At 65.6% G+C, this 15,144-nt stretch carries 13 protein-coding genes; 3 read left to right on the top strand and 10 right to left on the bottom strand.

What is annotated here, in order from left to right; genetic code table 11:
- Positions 1-19: 19 nt before the first annotated feature.
- From E3T38_RS01860 to E3T38_RS01850, 3 genes are all read right to left on the bottom strand, one after another.
- Positions 20-1,432 carry an amidohydrolase family protein gene (locus E3T38_RS01860; RefSeq protein ID WP_134545734.1) on the bottom strand — a complete coding sequence of 471 codons (1,413 nt, stop codon included), beginning with the start codon at positions 1,430-1,432 and terminating at the stop codon, positions 20-22.
- Positions 1,433-1,585: 153 nt separating this feature from the next.
- On the bottom strand, positions 1,586-4,402 hold the full coding sequence (locus E3T38_RS01855) for a molybdopterin-dependent oxidoreductase (protein WP_134545758.1): 2,817 nt from the start codon (positions 4,400-4,402) through the stop codon (positions 1,586-1,588).
- Positions 4,403-4,437: 35 nt separating this feature from the next.
- On the bottom strand, positions 4,438-5,259 hold the full coding sequence (locus E3T38_RS01850; RefSeq protein ID WP_134545733.1) for an FAD binding domain-containing protein: 822 nt from the start codon (positions 5,257-5,259) through the stop codon (positions 4,438-4,440).
- A 262-nt stretch (positions 5,260-5,521) separates the two neighbouring features.
- Between E3T38_RS01850 and E3T38_RS01845 the strand changes: the two genes are divergently transcribed.
- The gene (locus E3T38_RS01845) at positions 5,522-7,015 is read left to right on the top strand and encodes an NAD(P)/FAD-dependent oxidoreductase (protein ID WP_241984246.1); all 1,494 of its coding nucleotides are present in this window, start codon (positions 5,522-5,524) and stop codon (positions 7,013-7,015) included.
- Here the strand turns inward: E3T38_RS01845 and E3T38_RS01840 are convergent.
- Both E3T38_RS01840 and clpS read right to left on the bottom strand, forming a co-directional pair.
- Entirely contained in the window at positions 6,997-7,533 is a 537-nt protein-coding gene (locus E3T38_RS01840; protein ID WP_134545732.1) for a DUF2017 domain-containing protein, read from the bottom strand. The genes E3T38_RS01845 and E3T38_RS01840 overlap by 19 nt on opposite strands.
- A complete protein-coding gene (gene clpS / locus E3T38_RS01835) occupies positions 7,530-7,814 on the bottom strand; it encodes an ATP-dependent Clp protease adapter ClpS (RefSeq protein WP_104195795.1) in 285 nt (94 codons plus the stop codon). The genes E3T38_RS01840 and clpS overlap by 4 nt, the downstream gene beginning before the upstream one ends.
- Positions 7,815-7,910: 96 nt before the next feature.
- Between clpS and E3T38_RS01830 the strand changes: the two genes are divergently transcribed.
- Both E3T38_RS01830 and sufU read left to right on the top strand, forming a co-directional pair.
- A complete protein-coding gene (locus tag E3T38_RS01830) occupies positions 7,911-9,251 on the top strand; it encodes a SufS family cysteine desulfurase (RefSeq protein ID WP_134545731.1) in 1,341 nt (446 codons plus the stop codon).
- Positions 9,248-9,727, top strand: coding sequence for a Fe-S cluster assembly sulfur transfer protein SufU (sufU, locus tag E3T38_RS01825; protein WP_134545730.1), 480 nt, complete (start codon positions 9,248-9,250; stop codon positions 9,725-9,727). Before E3T38_RS01830 ends, sufU begins: the two co-directional genes overlap by 4 nt.
- A 48-nt stretch (positions 9,728-9,775) precedes the next feature.
- Here sufU and E3T38_RS01820 read toward each other — a convergent pair whose 3' ends face one another.
- From E3T38_RS01820 to E3T38_RS01800, 5 genes are all read right to left on the bottom strand, one after another.
- Positions 9,776-11,557, bottom strand: a complete 1,782-nt coding sequence (locus E3T38_RS01820; RefSeq protein WP_134545729.1) for an HNH endonuclease signature motif containing protein — start codon at positions 11,555-11,557, stop codon at positions 9,776-9,778.
- 149 nt (positions 11,558-11,706) lie between these two features.
- Complete coding sequence (locus tag E3T38_RS01815) at positions 11,707-12,105, bottom strand: flagellar assembly protein FliW (protein WP_134545728.1); 399 nt, start codon at positions 12,103-12,105, stop codon at positions 11,707-11,709.
- Positions 12,102-13,016, bottom strand: coding sequence for a flagellar hook-associated protein FlgL (flgL, locus tag E3T38_RS01810; RefSeq protein WP_134545727.1), 915 nt, complete (start codon positions 13,014-13,016; stop codon positions 12,102-12,104). Before flgL ends, E3T38_RS01815 begins: the two co-directional genes overlap by 4 nt.
- A 3-nt stretch (positions 13,017-13,019) precedes the next feature.
- The gene (gene flgK, locus E3T38_RS01805) at positions 13,020-14,468 is read right to left on the bottom strand and encodes a flagellar hook-associated protein FlgK (protein ID WP_134545726.1); all 1,449 of its coding nucleotides are present in this window, start codon (positions 14,466-14,468) and stop codon (positions 13,020-13,022) included.
- Positions 14,469-14,508: 40 nt separating this feature from the next.
- Positions 14,509-14,994, bottom strand: a complete 486-nt coding sequence (locus E3T38_RS01800; protein WP_134545725.1) for a flagellar protein FlgN — start codon at positions 14,992-14,994, stop codon at positions 14,509-14,511.
- Between the last annotated feature and the right edge of the window lie 150 nt (positions 14,995-15,144).

Genomic DNA, 15,144 nt, shown 5'->3' with positions numbered 1-15,144 from the left:
CTGCGAAACCAAGCCCGGTCTAATCCACGCTCACGCGGCGACCCCGTACGTAGACGCCGGTGATCGCGGGCTCGCGTAGGGCCAGCAGCAGTGCGAACAGGGTCTGTTCGGCCGCCAGCGCGGCGTCGTCGGCGCGCACAGCGTTCTCCAGGACGAGCGCGAGGGGTTCCCAGCAGCCCGGGTCGATCAGCAGGAAGTCCGCATCCTTGCCGAGGTCGAAGTTGCCGAACCGCTCCTCCATGTCGAGGGCGCGCGCCCCGGCGAGGGTGCCGGTGAACAACAGCGCGGCCGGATCGAGTGCCACGCCGGCATCTCCCGGCTCGGACAGGTGTGATTTGTAGCAGTCGTTGAGCACCCGTGAAACGAGCCATTCGTCGCCGCCGCCGACATCCGTTCCGATCGCGACGTTCACTCCGAATTGGGTAGTGCGTCGCCATGGCATGGTGCCCGACCCGAGGAACGCCTGCGAGGTGGGGCAGTGCGCGATCGACGTGCCGGTGTCGGCCAGACGGGCCAGCTCACTGTCCTGGCAGTGCACGGCGTGGGCGAGAATGCTGCGGGGGCCGAGCAGGCTGGAGCCGCCGTGAAGCGAGCCCGGCAGGAAGTAGCCGTCATACGTGTCGAGGTAGGTCTTCGTGCCGAACACCGAGCGCACGGCGTCGATCTCCCCGGAGCCTGGCCGATCGTTCTCGTTGAGATGGCTGTGAAAGTACACCCCGCGGCCGCGCACCGAGTCGTAGAGCTCACCGAGCCCGGCCAAGGTCGTCGGCGTCACCGACAGGCTGAATCGCGGCACGATCGCGACCTGCAGCAGCGCGGTGCGGGCGTCACCGGTATCAACAGCGTGCCAGCGGTCTATCTCGGCCATGCTGAGCTCGATCGCCGCCTGCTCGCTTGTGACGAGCGCGCGAGCGGAGTCGGTGCCCACGGTCTGGATGCCGCGTCCGCTCACCAGCCGCAGGCCGGCCGCTTGCGTTTGTTCAAACAGGGCGTCCTGCGCGGGTGCAAACGCCGACCCGAACACGAGGGCGCTCGTCGTGCCGACGGATACCCGCCGCCGCGTGAAATCGCGCGCCACCTGGCGCGCAAACCCCGGGTCTTCCAGCCGTGACTCGGCCGGGAACACGCACTCATCGAGCCATTCGAGCAGCTGGCCGCCGCCATAGGCATCCGTGATGTAAGTCTGCGGAAAATGGATATGGGTGTCGACGAAACCCGGCAGGATGAACCCGGTCCGGGTCACCGGCAACTGGGCGAACGCCGCCGGCAGCTGGGCACACGAGCCGACCCAGACAATGCTCCCATCTTCATCCGTGACGAGGGCTCCGTCGGGAATCGAGACGAGGTGTTGGCGAGCCTCAACGACCGTCGGAGCGCCAGCAATGTGAAAGATATGACCGCAGAAGACTTCGTGACCCGCTGATTCGTACATATCTACGTAGAATATCCTCATTCACGGGATACAGCGGACAATTGCGTCCGTTTCGGCGACACTCTCCACACCGACGCTACCGGCCGACGCTACCGGCCGACGCTGCCGGCCGACGCTGCCGGCCGACGCTGCCGGCCGACGCGCGGCGTCTGCTCAGCCGTGCAACAGTCGCCAGATGCGGTCGCGCGACATCGGCAGCTCGGTCGGGCGGATGCCGATGGCGTCGCGAACCGCATTGGCCAGCGCCGGCGCGACCGGGTTGTAGGTCGATTCGCTCATCGATTTGGCACCGTAGGGCCCGAGCACGTCGTGGCTCTGCGCAAAATAGACCTCCGTAACCGGCAGATCCGCGAGCTGGGGCACGTGGTAATTACGCAGCACCCGAGTCGTCACGGCCCCGGCGCCATCGAGGACAACCTCCTCGAACAGGGCAGTGCCGAGCGCCTGAGCCACCCCGCCCTCGATCTGTCCGCGACACTGCTCGGGATTCATGACGAAGCCGGCATCCGCGGCCTGGATCGACTGCAGAATGCGCACCTCACCGGTGTCGGTGTTCACCGCCACCCGAAACGCGTGCACGTTGAAGGCCAGGGACCGCAGCGCACCGTGTTCTCGCCGCGTGGCGGTCAGGTCCACGTCGTTGGCCGCGGCCCAGAGCGCCAGGTCGTCAAGCGAGAGAAGCCCGGAGCCTGCTCCCACGGGTCGAAGCCCGTCGCGCTCCAGCTGCCAGGCCACCGCTGAGTCAACCCCGTTGCATGACGCCGCGGCCTCGCCGAGCGATTCGGCCAGCGCCGACGCCGCGGCCAGGACGGCCTTGCCTGCAACAACGACACCGGCCGAGCCGAACGCACCCGAGTCGTACCCGGCGGCGTCAGTATCGGAGTGCACCAGATCGATTCGGTCGATCGTCGTGCACAGCGCCGTCGCGGCGATCTGCGCGTGCACGGTCGTGGTGCCGTTGCCGAATTCGGTCGTGCCGACCCGCACCAGGTAACGGCCACCGGGCATCAGCTGAACGGATGCCTGGGAACGGTGGCCGCGCGGCGGTGTCGTGGCGATCATCGACGATGCCATGCCGGTACCGAACCGCCACTGTGACCCGGCCGGTGGAACGACCCGATTGCCGCGCTTCAGGGCCGCTTCAGCGAGGTCGAGACACTGGTCGAGGCCATAGCTGCCGAAAACGAGGTCGGGGCCTTCTTCGTGGGTGACGACGAGCGGATCTCCGGGTTGCACCGAGTTGAGCCGCCGCAGTTCGAATGGGTCCACAGCAAGTTCGCGGGCCAGCTCGTCGAGGGCGCATTCGATTGCGAAGGTGATCTGGCCGAGACCGTAGCCGCGGAAGGCACCCGATGGAGGATTATTCGTGTAGACGCTCTGGGCATCCACTCTCTTGTTGGGCACGTTGTAGAGCGCGACGGATTCGCTCGTACCGTGAAAAATCACGCCGGGTGCGTGGTTGCCGTAGGCGCCCGTATCGGCGAGCACTGCCAGCTTCAACGCGGTGAGACGGCCGTCTCGCCCTGCTCCGAGAGTGACGTCGATCGTCATCGGATGTCGCACCGGGGCGATGGTGAACTCGTCGGTGCGGGTGAATGCGTACTGCACCGGGCGGCCGGTTGCGAGCACAGCGAGGGTGACGAGGTCTTCCGTGAGTAGCTCCTGCTTGCCGCCGAAGCCGCCGCCGACTCGCGCGGTGAAGACGCGCACCCCGGCCGGGTCGAGGTTGAAGAGGCGGCAGATCTCCTTCTGCACCAAAAACGGAACCTGCGAGCTCGTGCGCAAGACCAGTCGGCCGTGGTCGAGCCAGCCGATCGTGGCGTGGGTCTCGAGGTGGGTGTGCGCGATGCGCTGGGTCTGCCAGCTGCCCGAGACGACGGTTGTGGCCTCGGCCAGACCGGCCTCGACGGAGCCGTATTCGCCATGCAGCTCAGCGACGAGGTTGCGGCCGGGATCTGCCAGGCGCGAGACGACCGGATCTTTGTCGCCGTGCACGAGGGGAGCGCCCGGTAGTCGGGCCAGCTTCGGATCGAACACGGCGTCTTGGAGGTCGTACTCAATGTCGATCAACCGACAAGCCGCCTCGGCGATCGCCACCGAATCGGCCACGACTGCCGCCACCCGCTGACCAAGAAAGCGCAGGGTCTGGTCGAAGACCCGGGTGTCGTCGGGGTCGTCGAACCTGCTCTCGTGCCGCGCTGTCGAAAACAGGGTGGTGGGGGAATCGGCATGGGTGAGCACACGGTGCACGCCTGGTAGCGCGGCAGCTTTGGCCACATTCAGAAATCGGATGCGTGCGTGGGCGTGCGGACTCCCCAGCACGGCCAGGTGCAGCAGGCCGGGGACGGCCACGTCGAGGGTGTACGGCTCCAGGCCGCTCACCACGCGCTCCCCGGCGATCGCGCCGGGGGAGGTGCCGACCAGGCCCACGGCCCGCGCAGCCCCGACGCGCCCGGTCGCCCGCACCGGCCCGAGGCTCGACGTCTCGGTCTGCTCGTGCCCCGGCGCGGCGTGGCAGGACCCTTCCAGCGGGGTGTGCTCGCCGACGATCGAATCGGAAATCGAGCGGTAGCCGGTGCACCGGCAGAGATTGCCCTTCAAGAGACGGGGCAGGTCGTCGACGCTCAGACCGGGATCCGCTTCGATGGCGGTGGCGGTGACGATCATGCCCGGGGTGCAGAAGCCGCACTGGAAGCCGGCGGAGTCGACGAAACGTTGTTGCAGGGGCGAGAGGGTGCCCGGCTGGCCGAGGCCGGCGGCCGTCGAGATCTGCTTTCCCGCGGCTCGGTACGCGGGGTAGATGCAGGAGTGCACGGGCGTGCCGTCGACCTGCACCGTGCAGGCACCGCAGTCGCCGGTATCACAGCCCGTCTTCACCTCGAAGTGTTCGTGCTCGCGCAGGAGCGTGCGCAGGCACTGTCCGGGAGGCGGCGTCGCCTCGACCCGGGTGCCATTGACCTCAAAGGTCATGGCGCCGACATCCTCGATTTTCGCCTGTTCCAGCGTCATTGGCGGCCTCCGGCCAGTTCGAGTTCGACGCGAATCTCTTCGCCGAGCAGCAGACCCATCGCGCGCCGCCAGTCGGCGGCGCCGTGGGCATCCGTGAACCAGCAGTCGATCGCGGTGATATCACGGGCGAGAACGTGGGCGGCGGGTAGCGCCGGGTAGCGCAGCTGCACCGGGCGCAGCGTCGCCGCTGTCACCGTGAGCACGAAAGCACCGAGCACATCGAGCCGGCCGGCGAGCACTGCGCCCGAGCGCCCGAGCGGCGACAGGGCAATCTTGCGGTACGCCGTTTGCGCCTGCAGCGAGGCGAGCGGCACGTGAATGGAGCGCAATACATCGCCGTCGGCGAGCGCATTGGTCATGTTGCCGGTCACGAACGAACGGGCCGGCACGATGTCGTCGCTTCCGTCAGCCCGCCAGACCAGCAGTTCGGCGTCGAGGGCGACCGCGAGGGTGATCATGGGGCCGGCCGGTAGTGAGGTGGCCAGGTTGCCGCCGACCGTCGCGACGTTCCACACCTTGAAGGAAGCGAACAGGGCCGTGCAGCACTGGTAGAACAGCGGATGCGCCGCCCAGCCCGCCCGCATCGGCAGCCGGGAAAGCTCGGCGAAGGTGCATGTGGCGGCAATCTCGAGACCATCCTCGGTGATCGTGAGCGCCGGCCACCCCAGGGTCAGCAAATCGACGAGTGCCGTGAGGTGGGCGCGCGGGTCGGCGAACAGCTCGGATCCGCCGGCTAGCGGTACGACGGTCGGCCCGAGCGCGATCAGGTCGCTGCGCTGCCGTGCTGCCGTGATGTGGGTCAGGGTGCTGAGGTCCATGTGTCTTCCGTCGCATGTCGTGAAGCCAACGTGATTGGCGGTGGCGCGTCCGCGCGCGGAGCTGGCACAGGGTTTGTGACCCAGGGGCGAACCAAACGCGGTAACAGATGCCCCACCGGGTTGCGACCAGACTACCTGTGGAGGCTCGGGATTAGCAGAGAAGAGAGCTCCCTCCCAACAGGGGCGTTTCGGTACTTTGGCGCAGGTTGATTCCCAGCCGACACTGTCAGTATTTTGTCGATTACGACGGTGGGAGACCGAGATGACCGCTGCCCCAACCCCCGAACACACGATGCCGTTCGAACACCGGGATGCTGATGTGAGCGGGCTCGTTCCTGATCATTTCGATGTGGTCGTGATCGGTGCCGGCCCGGCTGGAACGGCTGCAGCCCTGCGTGCGGCGGAGCTGGGCGCATCCGTGGCCGTCTGCGAATCTGACCGCCTGGGCGGCACGTGCGTGAACACCGGATGCGTACCCACCCGTGTGCTGGCGAAAACGGCTCGGCTCATGCGAGAGATTCGCACCGCCAACGCGTACGGGATTTCCGTGTCTGAGCGCCCCCTGGACTGGCCAGCGACCGTCGCCCGCGTTCGGCAAACAGTCGACCGGGTGCGTGTGATGAAAAATGAGGCAACACGATTCGCTGACGCCGGTGTGGAACTCATTCTTGAGGGGCGCGCCAGGTTTCTGGATGCCTCCACGCTCAGACTGGAGTCTGGGCGCCGAGTGACGGCCGGTGCCGTGCTGGTGTGCGTCGGTGGTCACTCCCGGCGGCTGCCGGTTGCCGGAGCCGAGCTGGCAACGGTACCAGAGCACGTGCTCGACCTCCCAAGTGTTCCCGCTCGCCTGGCCGTGATCGGTGGGGGAAACACCGGAGCCCAACTGGTCACTGTGTTTCGCTCCTTCGGCTCGGCGGTGACCCTGCTCGATGTTGCCGGCCGCGTGCTCGCTACGTCTGACGAGTCCGTTTCGCAGGCTGTCGCCCAGGCTTTCGTCGAACAAGGTGTCATTGTCCGACTGGGAATTGACGGTATTGACGGACTTCAACGCGCCCCTGACGGCTCGATCACCCTCACCTGGCGTGAGAACGGGCTCGAAAGTGCGGGCAGCTTCGACGCTGTGATCATGGCAACTGGCTGGCCGGCAGATATCGGTGACCTCGGACTGGAAAATGCCGGTGTGGTCACGACGAGTTCGTCCATTCCCGTCGATGCTTATTTTCGAAGTTCGATACCGCACATTTTCGCCGTGGGTGATGCCAACGGCCAAGACATGCTCGTGCAGGCCGCACAATTCGAAGGAGAGGCCGCAGCCGAGAACGCCGTGCTGGATACCAACCGACGAACCCCGCACCATCTGCTTCCTGCGGGCGGGTTCACCGATCCGGACTACGCCGGCGTCGGCCTGACCGAGGTTGACGCCCGGAGTCGCGACGAGCTGTGCGTCGTCACGGTGGTGCCCTATTCGCTGCTGGATCGGGCGGTGATCGACGATCGGCAACGGGGATTCCTCAAGCTCATCGCTGACCGCCGGCATGAGCTCATTCTCGGCGCCCACGCGGTCGGCGAGAACGCCGTCGAGGTCATCCAGTCCGTCACGACGGCAATGGCCGCCGGGATCGACTTGGCCACGCTGGCAAACGTGCGATTCGCCTACCCCACCTACAGCGCAGTGATCGGGCTCGCTGCCCGAGCCCTGCTGGCCGAGCAGGTCGATAGCGCGGTCACGTTGGACGGTCAGACGTCGATCGCGTAGACCAGTTCTTCCTGCAGCATGCCCAGCCATTCATAGAGTTCGCGCAGAAACGGAGTGTCCTCGGTGGCGAGGTGCACGACTCCGTCGGGGGAGATCTGCAATCGATCGGCGAGGGTCAGGCGCAGGTCGGTGAGGCTGCGCAGCCAGGCCTGCACGGCGTCGGGGTCGATACTGACCACGACCGGTTGGCGATCGCCGCTGTCGGGCGTGGCGGTATCCGGTTCGCTGGCACCCAATGAGTCCAGCACGATCTGGGCATTCTGGGCTTTGCGTTCGAGCAGGCCGGTCGCCGTAAAGCGGCGAAACTCGGCCGCCGCTTCGTCGTCGTCTCGGTAGGCGTCGGGCAGCAGCCGGCCGAAGACTCCGTCGCTCGCGGCGAGCTGCGGGTCGGTGGTGCCGGAGTCGAGCATTTCGAGAAGCTGGGTTGTGGCCAGGCGAAGAAGGTCTGCTTCGATCGGTTCGAAGCGGCCGAGCAACATGCCGTCCTGCTGCGGCGTGAAGCGCCGGGGCACGCTCATTCGTCGGCCTTCGCGAGTGTCGCCCAGAGACCATAACCGTGCATGGCCTCGACGTGGCGTTCCATGGATTCGCGATTGCCGGTAGCTACGACGGCCCGGCCGGTGTTGTGCACCTGCAGCATGAGTCGTTCGGCTTGCTTGGGAGTGACACCGAAATAGCTGCGAAAAACGTAGGCGACATACGACATGAGGTTGACCGGGTCGTCCCAGACCAGGGTCACCCACGGCCGGTCGAGTGATACCTCCTCGCGCAGCTCGGTGTTTTCGGCAGTCTTGGTCATCCCTCAAGCCTCACACGCTACCGCCGGGTTTTCCACCGCTGTGTCATACTCCGCTTTGCGGTGCCCACGTTCGGGGCGAGGGAATATCCTTGGGCTATGACGTCTTTTGCCCCATCGTCCGCCATTTCCCCAGCCCATGCCGCCCAGCACCCAAAATTGGCTCCGCTGACCAACATTGACGTTGAACGCATTCGCAACGACTTTCCGGTGCTGCACCAGACGGTGAATGGGCATCCGCTCGTCTATCTCGACTCGGGAGCGACCTCGCAGAACCCGATCAGCGTGATGGAGGCCGAGCAGGAATACTACGAGCAGCGAAACGCCGCAGTGCACCGCGGCGCTCACACGCTCGCCGTCGAGGCGACGGAGGGGTTCGAAGCCGCCCGCGACAAAGTAGCTGCCTTCGTCGGCGCAGAGACCGATGAGATCGTCTGGACCTCCAACGCCACCGAGGCCATCAACTTACTCGCCTACAGCTTCTCCAACGCCTCGCTCGGCCTCGGCGGCCCGGCCGCGCGCCGGTTCAGCCTGGGCGCCGGCGACGAGATCGTGGTCACCGAGATGGAACACCACGCCAATCTCATTCCCTGGCAGCAACTGGCGCAGCGCACCGGGGCCACCCTGCGTTTCATTCCCGTGCTCGATGACGGCAGCCTCGATCTGCTGGCCGCAGCGGATATCGTCGGTCAACACACGAAGCTCCTCGCCTTCACCCATGGCTCGAACGTCACCGGAACCATCAACCCGGTTGCCGATCTCGTGGCGCTGGCGCGTAAAGTCGGGGCACTGGTCGTACTCGACGCCTGCCAGACCGTGCCGCACCTGCCGGTCGATGTGAAGGCGCTCGATGTGGACTTCGCCGTCTTCTCCGGCCACAAGATGCTCGGCCCCACCGGCATCGGCGCGCTCTATGGCCGGGCCGAGCTGCTCGCCGACATGCCGCCGTTTCTGACCGGCGGATCGATGATCACTACCGTGGACATGCACACTGCCGAGTTTCTCGCGCCGCCGCAGCGCTTCGAAGCCGGTACGCAGCGCATCTCGCAGGCGATCGCGCTGGCGGCGGCCGTCGACTACCTGAGCGAAACCGGCATGGATCGGGTCGCTGCCTGGGAAGCCCAGCTGGGCCAGCGCCTGGTCGCCGGGGTCGCCGAGATCTCCGGCGTACGCCTGCTCGGCCCCGGGCTCGGCGTGGAACGGCTCGGGCTCGCCGCCGTCGATGTCGCCGGAGTGCACGCCCACGATGTCGGCCAGTTTCTTGACGATGCCGGCATCGCCGTGCGGGTGGGCCACCACTGCGCCCAGCCGCTGCACCGCCGGCTCGGTGTGACCGCATCCACCCGGGCAAGCACCTACCTCTACAACACCACCGACGAGGTCGACCTGTTTCTGGCCACCCTCGCCGAAGTCGCTCCCTTCTTCGGTGTCAAGCCATGAGTGACCTGCAGCAGCTCTACCAGACCATCATTCTCGAGCACGCGAAGGCCCGCCACGGGGCGGTCGATCTCACGCCGCTGGCGGACGCCATAGCGATCGGCACGGCGAGCGGCCTGCGGGTGGCCGAATCGCACCAGATCAACACCACCTGCGGTGACGAAGTCACCCTACGCGTCTCGATCGACGCCGAGACGGTCACCGACCTGGTCTGGACCGGTGAGGGCTGCTCGATCTCGCAGGCATCCGCTTCGATTCTCACCGACACCCTGCGTGGCCTCAGCACGACCGAGGCACGCGCCCTGCTCGACAACTTTCGCGAGATGCTGCGCTCCCGCGGCAAGATTGAGCCCGACGAGCAAGTTCTCGGGGATGCCGCCGCGTTCGGGGGAGTGTCGCGCTACCCGGCCCGGGTCAAGTGCGCCATGCTGCCCTGGGTCGCCTTCGAGGCTGCCCTGATCGACGCCGAGTCGCGCTAGCCGCAGACGGGTAGCCGCAGCAGCAGGCGAGAAGGGTTGGGCGAACGGTTAAAACGGGGTGCTGTTGCTGTCTGGGTGAGGGTTGGCGAGTTCGGCCCAGACGTCGACGGGTCGCGGCGCGGTATCGCCGGCGGGGTCGCGTTCGCGCGACGCTGAGTGCGGGCCGAGTCGGGTGGCAGGGTGGGTGGCGTAATGCTTGCCGGCGGGGCAGGTCCAGTGCAGGACGCCGTCAGCGGTTTGCCGTGCGGTCCAGCCGGACTCTGTCTTCAGTCGGTGGCCGCGTTTGCAGAGGTGGGCGAGGTTGTCCCAACGGGTTTCGCCGTTGTATTGCCAGTCGTGGGTGTGGTCGATTTCACTGTGACGGGCCTGGCGGGTGCAGCCGGGAAACCGGCAGGTTCCGTCGCGGATCTCGAGCCATTTCTTCAGGTCGGCGGGTACTTTGTAGCGGGTTTTACCGACGCTGAGAACCGCGCTGGTCTCGGGGTGAATCAGGATGCGGGTGAAGCTTTTCGCCGTGGCGGCGACGCGGCGAACGGTTTTGGCGTCGATGGGGCCGAACCCGTCGAGGGTGCCGGGCTCATCACTGAGGCCCATCAGCGTCAGCACCGGCACGGTCACGTTCACCAGCCCCTGCACCCCGGCGCCCAGACCGGTTTCGGTCACCCCGGTAAGGAGCAGGTCGACGGCGACGTCGAGGCGTTGCTGGCCGAGGGTACGGGTGTCGACGGGATCTTGCTGGGCGGCGTTGTGCAGGCTGCGCGCGAGGGTGTCGACGCGATCACTAATAGCGGCGGCGTCTTCCTGGCTGAGGGTGAGTTCGAGGCAGGCCATGCCGTCGCGGGCGGGCATGACAAAGAAGCAGCGCTGGCTGAGCGCTTTCTTGTGGCGGGTGACGATGGATTCAGGATGGGAAAGTTCCCGCACGGTGATCGCCCGCTTCTTCAACTGCCCGACCGTGAGGTTCTCGATCCCGGCCAGCACCTCGGTTTCGAACGTAACCCAGGCATCGTCAGGCAGCGACAGGGCGTTGTCGACGATGACCTCCACGTGCCGGTAGCTGATCAGCCCCGCTTCAAGCTCGGCACGGGTGGCGGGCAGGTTGTGCTGCAACTTTCTGCTGGTACAGAGCAGGTTGCGGGCCGTGTTCTCGTGCACGCGCAGAAGACAGCTCAGTTCGGCGACGAGGCCTTCCTCGGCGGCTTGTTTCTCTGACCAGCGCTGCAACGGCCGGCCTTGGTCCCCGGCAGCTTGTGCTTCCTGAGTCAGCATCACGCGGGGCACCGGCCGCCCGGTCACGGCCGTACTGGTCACCCACTGGGCGAGGCCGTCAATCGCGGCCGCCCGCGCGGCATAGGCACGGTTGATAGCGCGGTCACACTCCCGGACTGCATCGAGCAGCCGCACCTGCTCCGTATCGGCGGGGCGCGACTTCCAATCCTGCAGGGATGCCGCGACCACATAATGCAACGCCTGCACCCCCGACACCGTCTTGCGCCCGGCCGACCTCCGCGTGGGCGGGGGCTTGCCGGGCACAATCCCCGCAGCCGCCATCTCAGCCACCCACTCCGCCCGGGCGGCGGCATTGTCCGCCGAGCGAGCGTCAGCCGCAGCATTCTCCGCGGCCAGTGCGTCAGCCGTAGCGGGCCCAGCGATTAGAGCGTCGGCGGCGGACTCGTCGGCGGCGGATGTGTCGGCGGCGGACTCCGCACTGCTCGTGCGAGGGACAGTAACGTCGGCACGCTCGTGAGCGGCTTTATCGGTGCCTTGAGCAGCTGTACGGTTTGCACGTGGAGGCTCCGAATTTGGAGGTGGATCGTCGGTGATCGCCATACAACAAGTATCTCAGAGATCGAACACGAAAACGAGACTGACTCAGGTTTTATCGGAGTTTATCGGCTTGAAGTTCGTAGATAAATGCGATGTTTGCGATCTTGCCATCCCGGGTCAGATCGTCTGCTCAGGCTGGACCGGCGCAAAAACTAGTTTTTGCCAGCGCCGAGCTCGGCGTTCAAGGGCCAGTCCTGGTCATCGAGGATGACCTGGGCGCAGGCACCGGTGTGGGCGTTGACCACGATGGGAGCCATCAGGTTCACCGTCGTGGTGCTCTCGCCGGGGTTGATGACTACGAGCACGAGAGCGTCGTCGGGCGTCGTCAGCGACAGGGCCATGGACTGCTCGCTGGAGATTGCCGGGGTGTAGCTCGGCAGAAAGATGGCGGCGTCCAGCACGAACAGGCGCGTGGTCGGCTGAGCGAATGCCTGCAGGGAATACAGACCAGCGGCTCCGTCGATCTCGTCGAGCACAAAGTCGGTGAGCGGAGCCAACCCGGGTGGGGGAGACACAAAGCTCAGAGTCGGACTGGTGAGAGTACTACTCATGCGAGAAAGTCCATCAGTGTCGGTTGGAGTACACGGGCAGTGACAGCGAGCGCAGCCTGATAGGTCATTTCCTGTAGTTTCAAGTCGAGGATGACTTGGCCGAGGTCGGCGTCTTCAATGCCGGAGCGCTGGGCATCCAGTGTGCCGGCTTTTTCGAGCAGGGTGGACTGGGCGCGTTCAATTTGCACCTGACGGGCACCGATTTCTGTGTGCTGACCAACCATGACTGCCATCCGTTCATCAATAGTCGTAAGGTGTGCGCCCACATCAACGGCCGTCGGGGCACGCAAATCTGTCACGATGTTGTCGATCAGATCGAACACCGAGCCGGAGCCCGTGCTGGTCGGTGCGTCGAAGATCGCTCCGCCGTCGGCGTCGACCCGCACGGTGCTGGTAGCGCTGATGCGTCGGTCGACGCTGCCCTCGCCGCCAGTGTAGACGGTGCGTGCCGGGGTGCCCACGGTGGTAAACGCCGTGGCATCATCCGAATTACCGGCGAAGACGCTACGGCCGAGAAACGTCGTGTTGGCCTGGGTCGCGAGGTCGGTCTTGAGACCCTCCAACTCCACGGCGATCGCCTCCTTCGCGGCAGCCGTGAGCGCTCCGGAGTTCGCGCCCTGCACCGTGAGGTCGCGCACGCGGTTCATAATGTCGGTGGCCGACGACAGGGCCGAGTCGATCGTGGTCAGCCAGTTGTTGCCGTTGTCAGCGTTGGCACTGTACTGGTCCACCGCGCGTATCTCGGCTCGCACCGACATCGCGGCTGCGGCGGCGGTCGGGTCGTCCGAGGAACGATTGATGGTCTTCAGCGTGCTGGCTTGTTCCTGCAAGCGCGCCAGCTGGCTCAGGTTCTCTTGCAGATTGCGCTGGGCCGCGCGCATCTGGGTCTGGTTGGTCACCCGATCGATCATGATCTACCTCCCCACCAATCCGGTGCGGTTGATCAGGGTGTCGAGCATTTCGTCGACGGCCGTCATCATGCGAGCCGCCCCCTGGTACGCGTGCTGGAACATGAGCAGGTTCACGTTCTCTTCGTCGAGGTCGACCGAGGAGTTGGCGAGTTGTTGGTTGGCGGCCCCCGACGACGTCGAGCTGGCCAGCGCTGCCGACTGCAGCTCGCTCTGCGTGAGCACGCCGGTCTTCGTCACGAAGTCCGACCAGACCGTGCTCGGTGAGACGATGACGTTGCCATCCGGGGCGAATCCGGCGCCCAGCTGGGCGATTGCATCCGCTATCGTGCTGTCATACGCGCCAGAGTCCCTTGATGCGCGAACGGCCATATCAGCGGATGCCTTCGGCACAATACTGAGAGCCTGCGCGGTGGGTGCCCCCGACGCGACGGCGAAGAAGACCTGGCCGTCATTATGCGCTTGTGTGAAGCCGGTCTCGTAAATATCGTTGACCTTTTTGGCGAGGTCCTCGGCGAACGAATTATAGGCATCTGCGGCTTCGGCCAAAGCACCACCCGTGGCCAGAGTGTCTTGACTGGCCGGGCCCAGCAATGACAGCGCGCCGGCGATTTCGCCGCCGTCTATTGAGACCGGTGTGCGAGCGCTGCCTCTCCACTCAAGCTGCACGGACACGTTGTCCTGCATGACCCGTGCACCAGTGACGTCCAGCTGATGAGCCGTTTCCCCAGAGACGAGCGCGTTACCGCCGACGAGCACGTTCACGGTGCCGTCAGCCTGCTCGGTGACGGTGGCTCCGGTGAGGGCGGCGATCGTGGTGGTGAGGGAGTTGCGCTGGTCGAGCAGTTCATTGGCCGTACCGCCCGTGGCGAGGCTCTGGCGAATCTGCACGTTGAGCGCGGCGACCTGAGTGGCCGCGCCGTTGAGTTCGGAGACCATATTGTTTAGGTCGGTGCGCACCGATGTCCACTCGGTCGAGACGGCCCGATAGCCCTCCGAGATCTGCGTGACCAGCTCGCCGGCGGTTCCGAGCAGCAGCGCGGCAGGGGCGGCCGTGTCCGTGCCATTGGAGACTGTCTGCCAGCCGGCCCAGAATTCGTCGAGCTTGGCGGAGATGCCATTCTCGCCGGGTTCATTCAGCGAGTCTTCGACCGAGGCGAACGCATTCGCACGTACTGCCGTGTAGCCGGCGGTTGCGGCAGTCGCTCGCACCCGCGAGTCGAGTTGGGTGCTGGCGAGGCGTTCGATCCCGACCATGGCTACCCCTTCGCCGACCCGGGCGCCCTGCGAAAAGACGCCGGTCGAGGCCGTGGCGCCAAGTGCAGAGGTTGACACGCGCTGCCGGGTGTAACCATCTGTATTGGCGTTGGCGATGTTCTGCCCGACCACGTTGAGGCCTTGCCGCGCTGCGACGAGGCCGGTGTACGCGGTGTTCAAACCGCCGAACGTGCTCACCGGGTGGTCCAGTCGTGTCGCTGATAGGTCATGAGGTGCCTCACAGGTTGCGGTCGAAGATACGAGCGACGGTTTCGGGAGCGGCGGTTGCGCCACTCGCATCGTAGGTACGGGTGTTGACGTTCAACGTGCTCAGGGTCTCCTGAGTGGAGCGAACCGCCGCACGAATAAATCGTTCGTTCGTGTCCCGCAGTTCCCTGATCTGCAGGGTGAGATCGCCCATGGCCTTCAGGTGAGAGGCGAAGATTTCGCCCCACGGGCCGGCCGGGGAGTGTGCAGCGAGTTCACTCAGGGTGGCGTCCTCGGAAGTGCCCCACTGGGTGGCCAGCGCAGCGACTTCGACCGTGCGGCCGAGGCCTGCCTCCCGTACCAACATCAAAACCTGTTCGACTTCCCGTGTGGCGTACTGCAGCCAGCGCGATTTGCCGCCCTGGAGCAACAACTGCTCCTCTTGGAGTTTGAAGATGAGAAGCTCCAACAGCTCGCGTTCGCGCCACAGCAGCGCAGACAGTTCATTGGCGCCCATGACTACTCCACCCATCATTTTTGGCCTAGGCCAGCGTCACACCGATGCGTGCCGTCCAGTTCATTCGTGACCACTATCGGCCACCCTGTCACGCCGGTTAGGGAATTCAAGGTGAGAATAGCGAGCGTGTCCTCTAAAAAGAGGACGAAA

The organism is Cryobacterium sp. Hb1 (assembly GCF_004403585.1).
Classification (GTDB): domain Bacteria; phylum Actinomycetota; class Actinomycetes; order Actinomycetales; family Microbacteriaceae; genus Cryobacterium; species Cryobacterium lyxosi.
The sequence above is the reverse complement of the archived record's forward strand: the minus strand, read 5'-3'. Positions and strand labels throughout refer to the sequence as shown.

Coding starts and splice junctions, on each gene's coding strand:
- flgL (WP_134545727.1), bottom strand. CDS start 13,016: ATGATCGATCGGGTGACCAACCAGACCCAGATGCGCGCGGCCCAGCGC.
- E3T38_RS01845 (WP_241984246.1), top strand. CDS start 5,522: ATGACCGCTGCCCCAACCCCCGAACACACGATGCCGTTCGAACACCGG.
- E3T38_RS01855 (WP_134545758.1), bottom strand. CDS start 4,402: ATGACCTTTGAGGTCAATGGCACCCGGGTCGAGGCGACGCCGCCTCCC.
- E3T38_RS01820 (WP_134545729.1), bottom strand. CDS start 11,557: ATGGCGATCACCGACGATCCACCTCCAAATTCGGAGCCTCCACGTGCA.
- E3T38_RS01850 (WP_134545733.1), bottom strand. CDS start 5,259: ATGGACCTCAGCACCCTGACCCACATCACGGCAGCACGGCAGCGCAGC.
- E3T38_RS01800 (WP_134545725.1), bottom strand. CDS start 14,994: ATGGGCGCCAATGAACTGTCTGCGCTGCTGTGGCGCGAACGCGAGCTG.
- sufU (WP_134545730.1), top strand. CDS start 9,248: ATGAGTGACCTGCAGCAGCTCTACCAGACCATCATTCTCGAGCACGCG.
- clpS (WP_104195795.1), bottom strand. CDS start 7,814: ATGACCAAGACTGCCGAAAACACCGAGCTGCGCGAGGAGGTATCACTC.
- E3T38_RS01815 (WP_134545728.1), bottom strand. CDS start 12,105: ATGAGTAGTACTCTCACCAGTCCGACTCTGAGCTTTGTGTCTCCCCCA.
- E3T38_RS01830 (WP_134545731.1), top strand. CDS start 7,911: ATGACGTCTTTTGCCCCATCGTCCGCCATTTCCCCAGCCCATGCCGCC.
- E3T38_RS01840 (WP_134545732.1), bottom strand. CDS start 7,533: ATGAGCGTGCCCCGGCGCTTCACGCCGCAGCAGGACGGCATGTTGCTC.
- E3T38_RS01860 (WP_134545734.1), bottom strand. CDS start 1,432: ATGTACGAATCAGCGGGTCACGAAGTCTTCTGCGGTCATATCTTTCAC.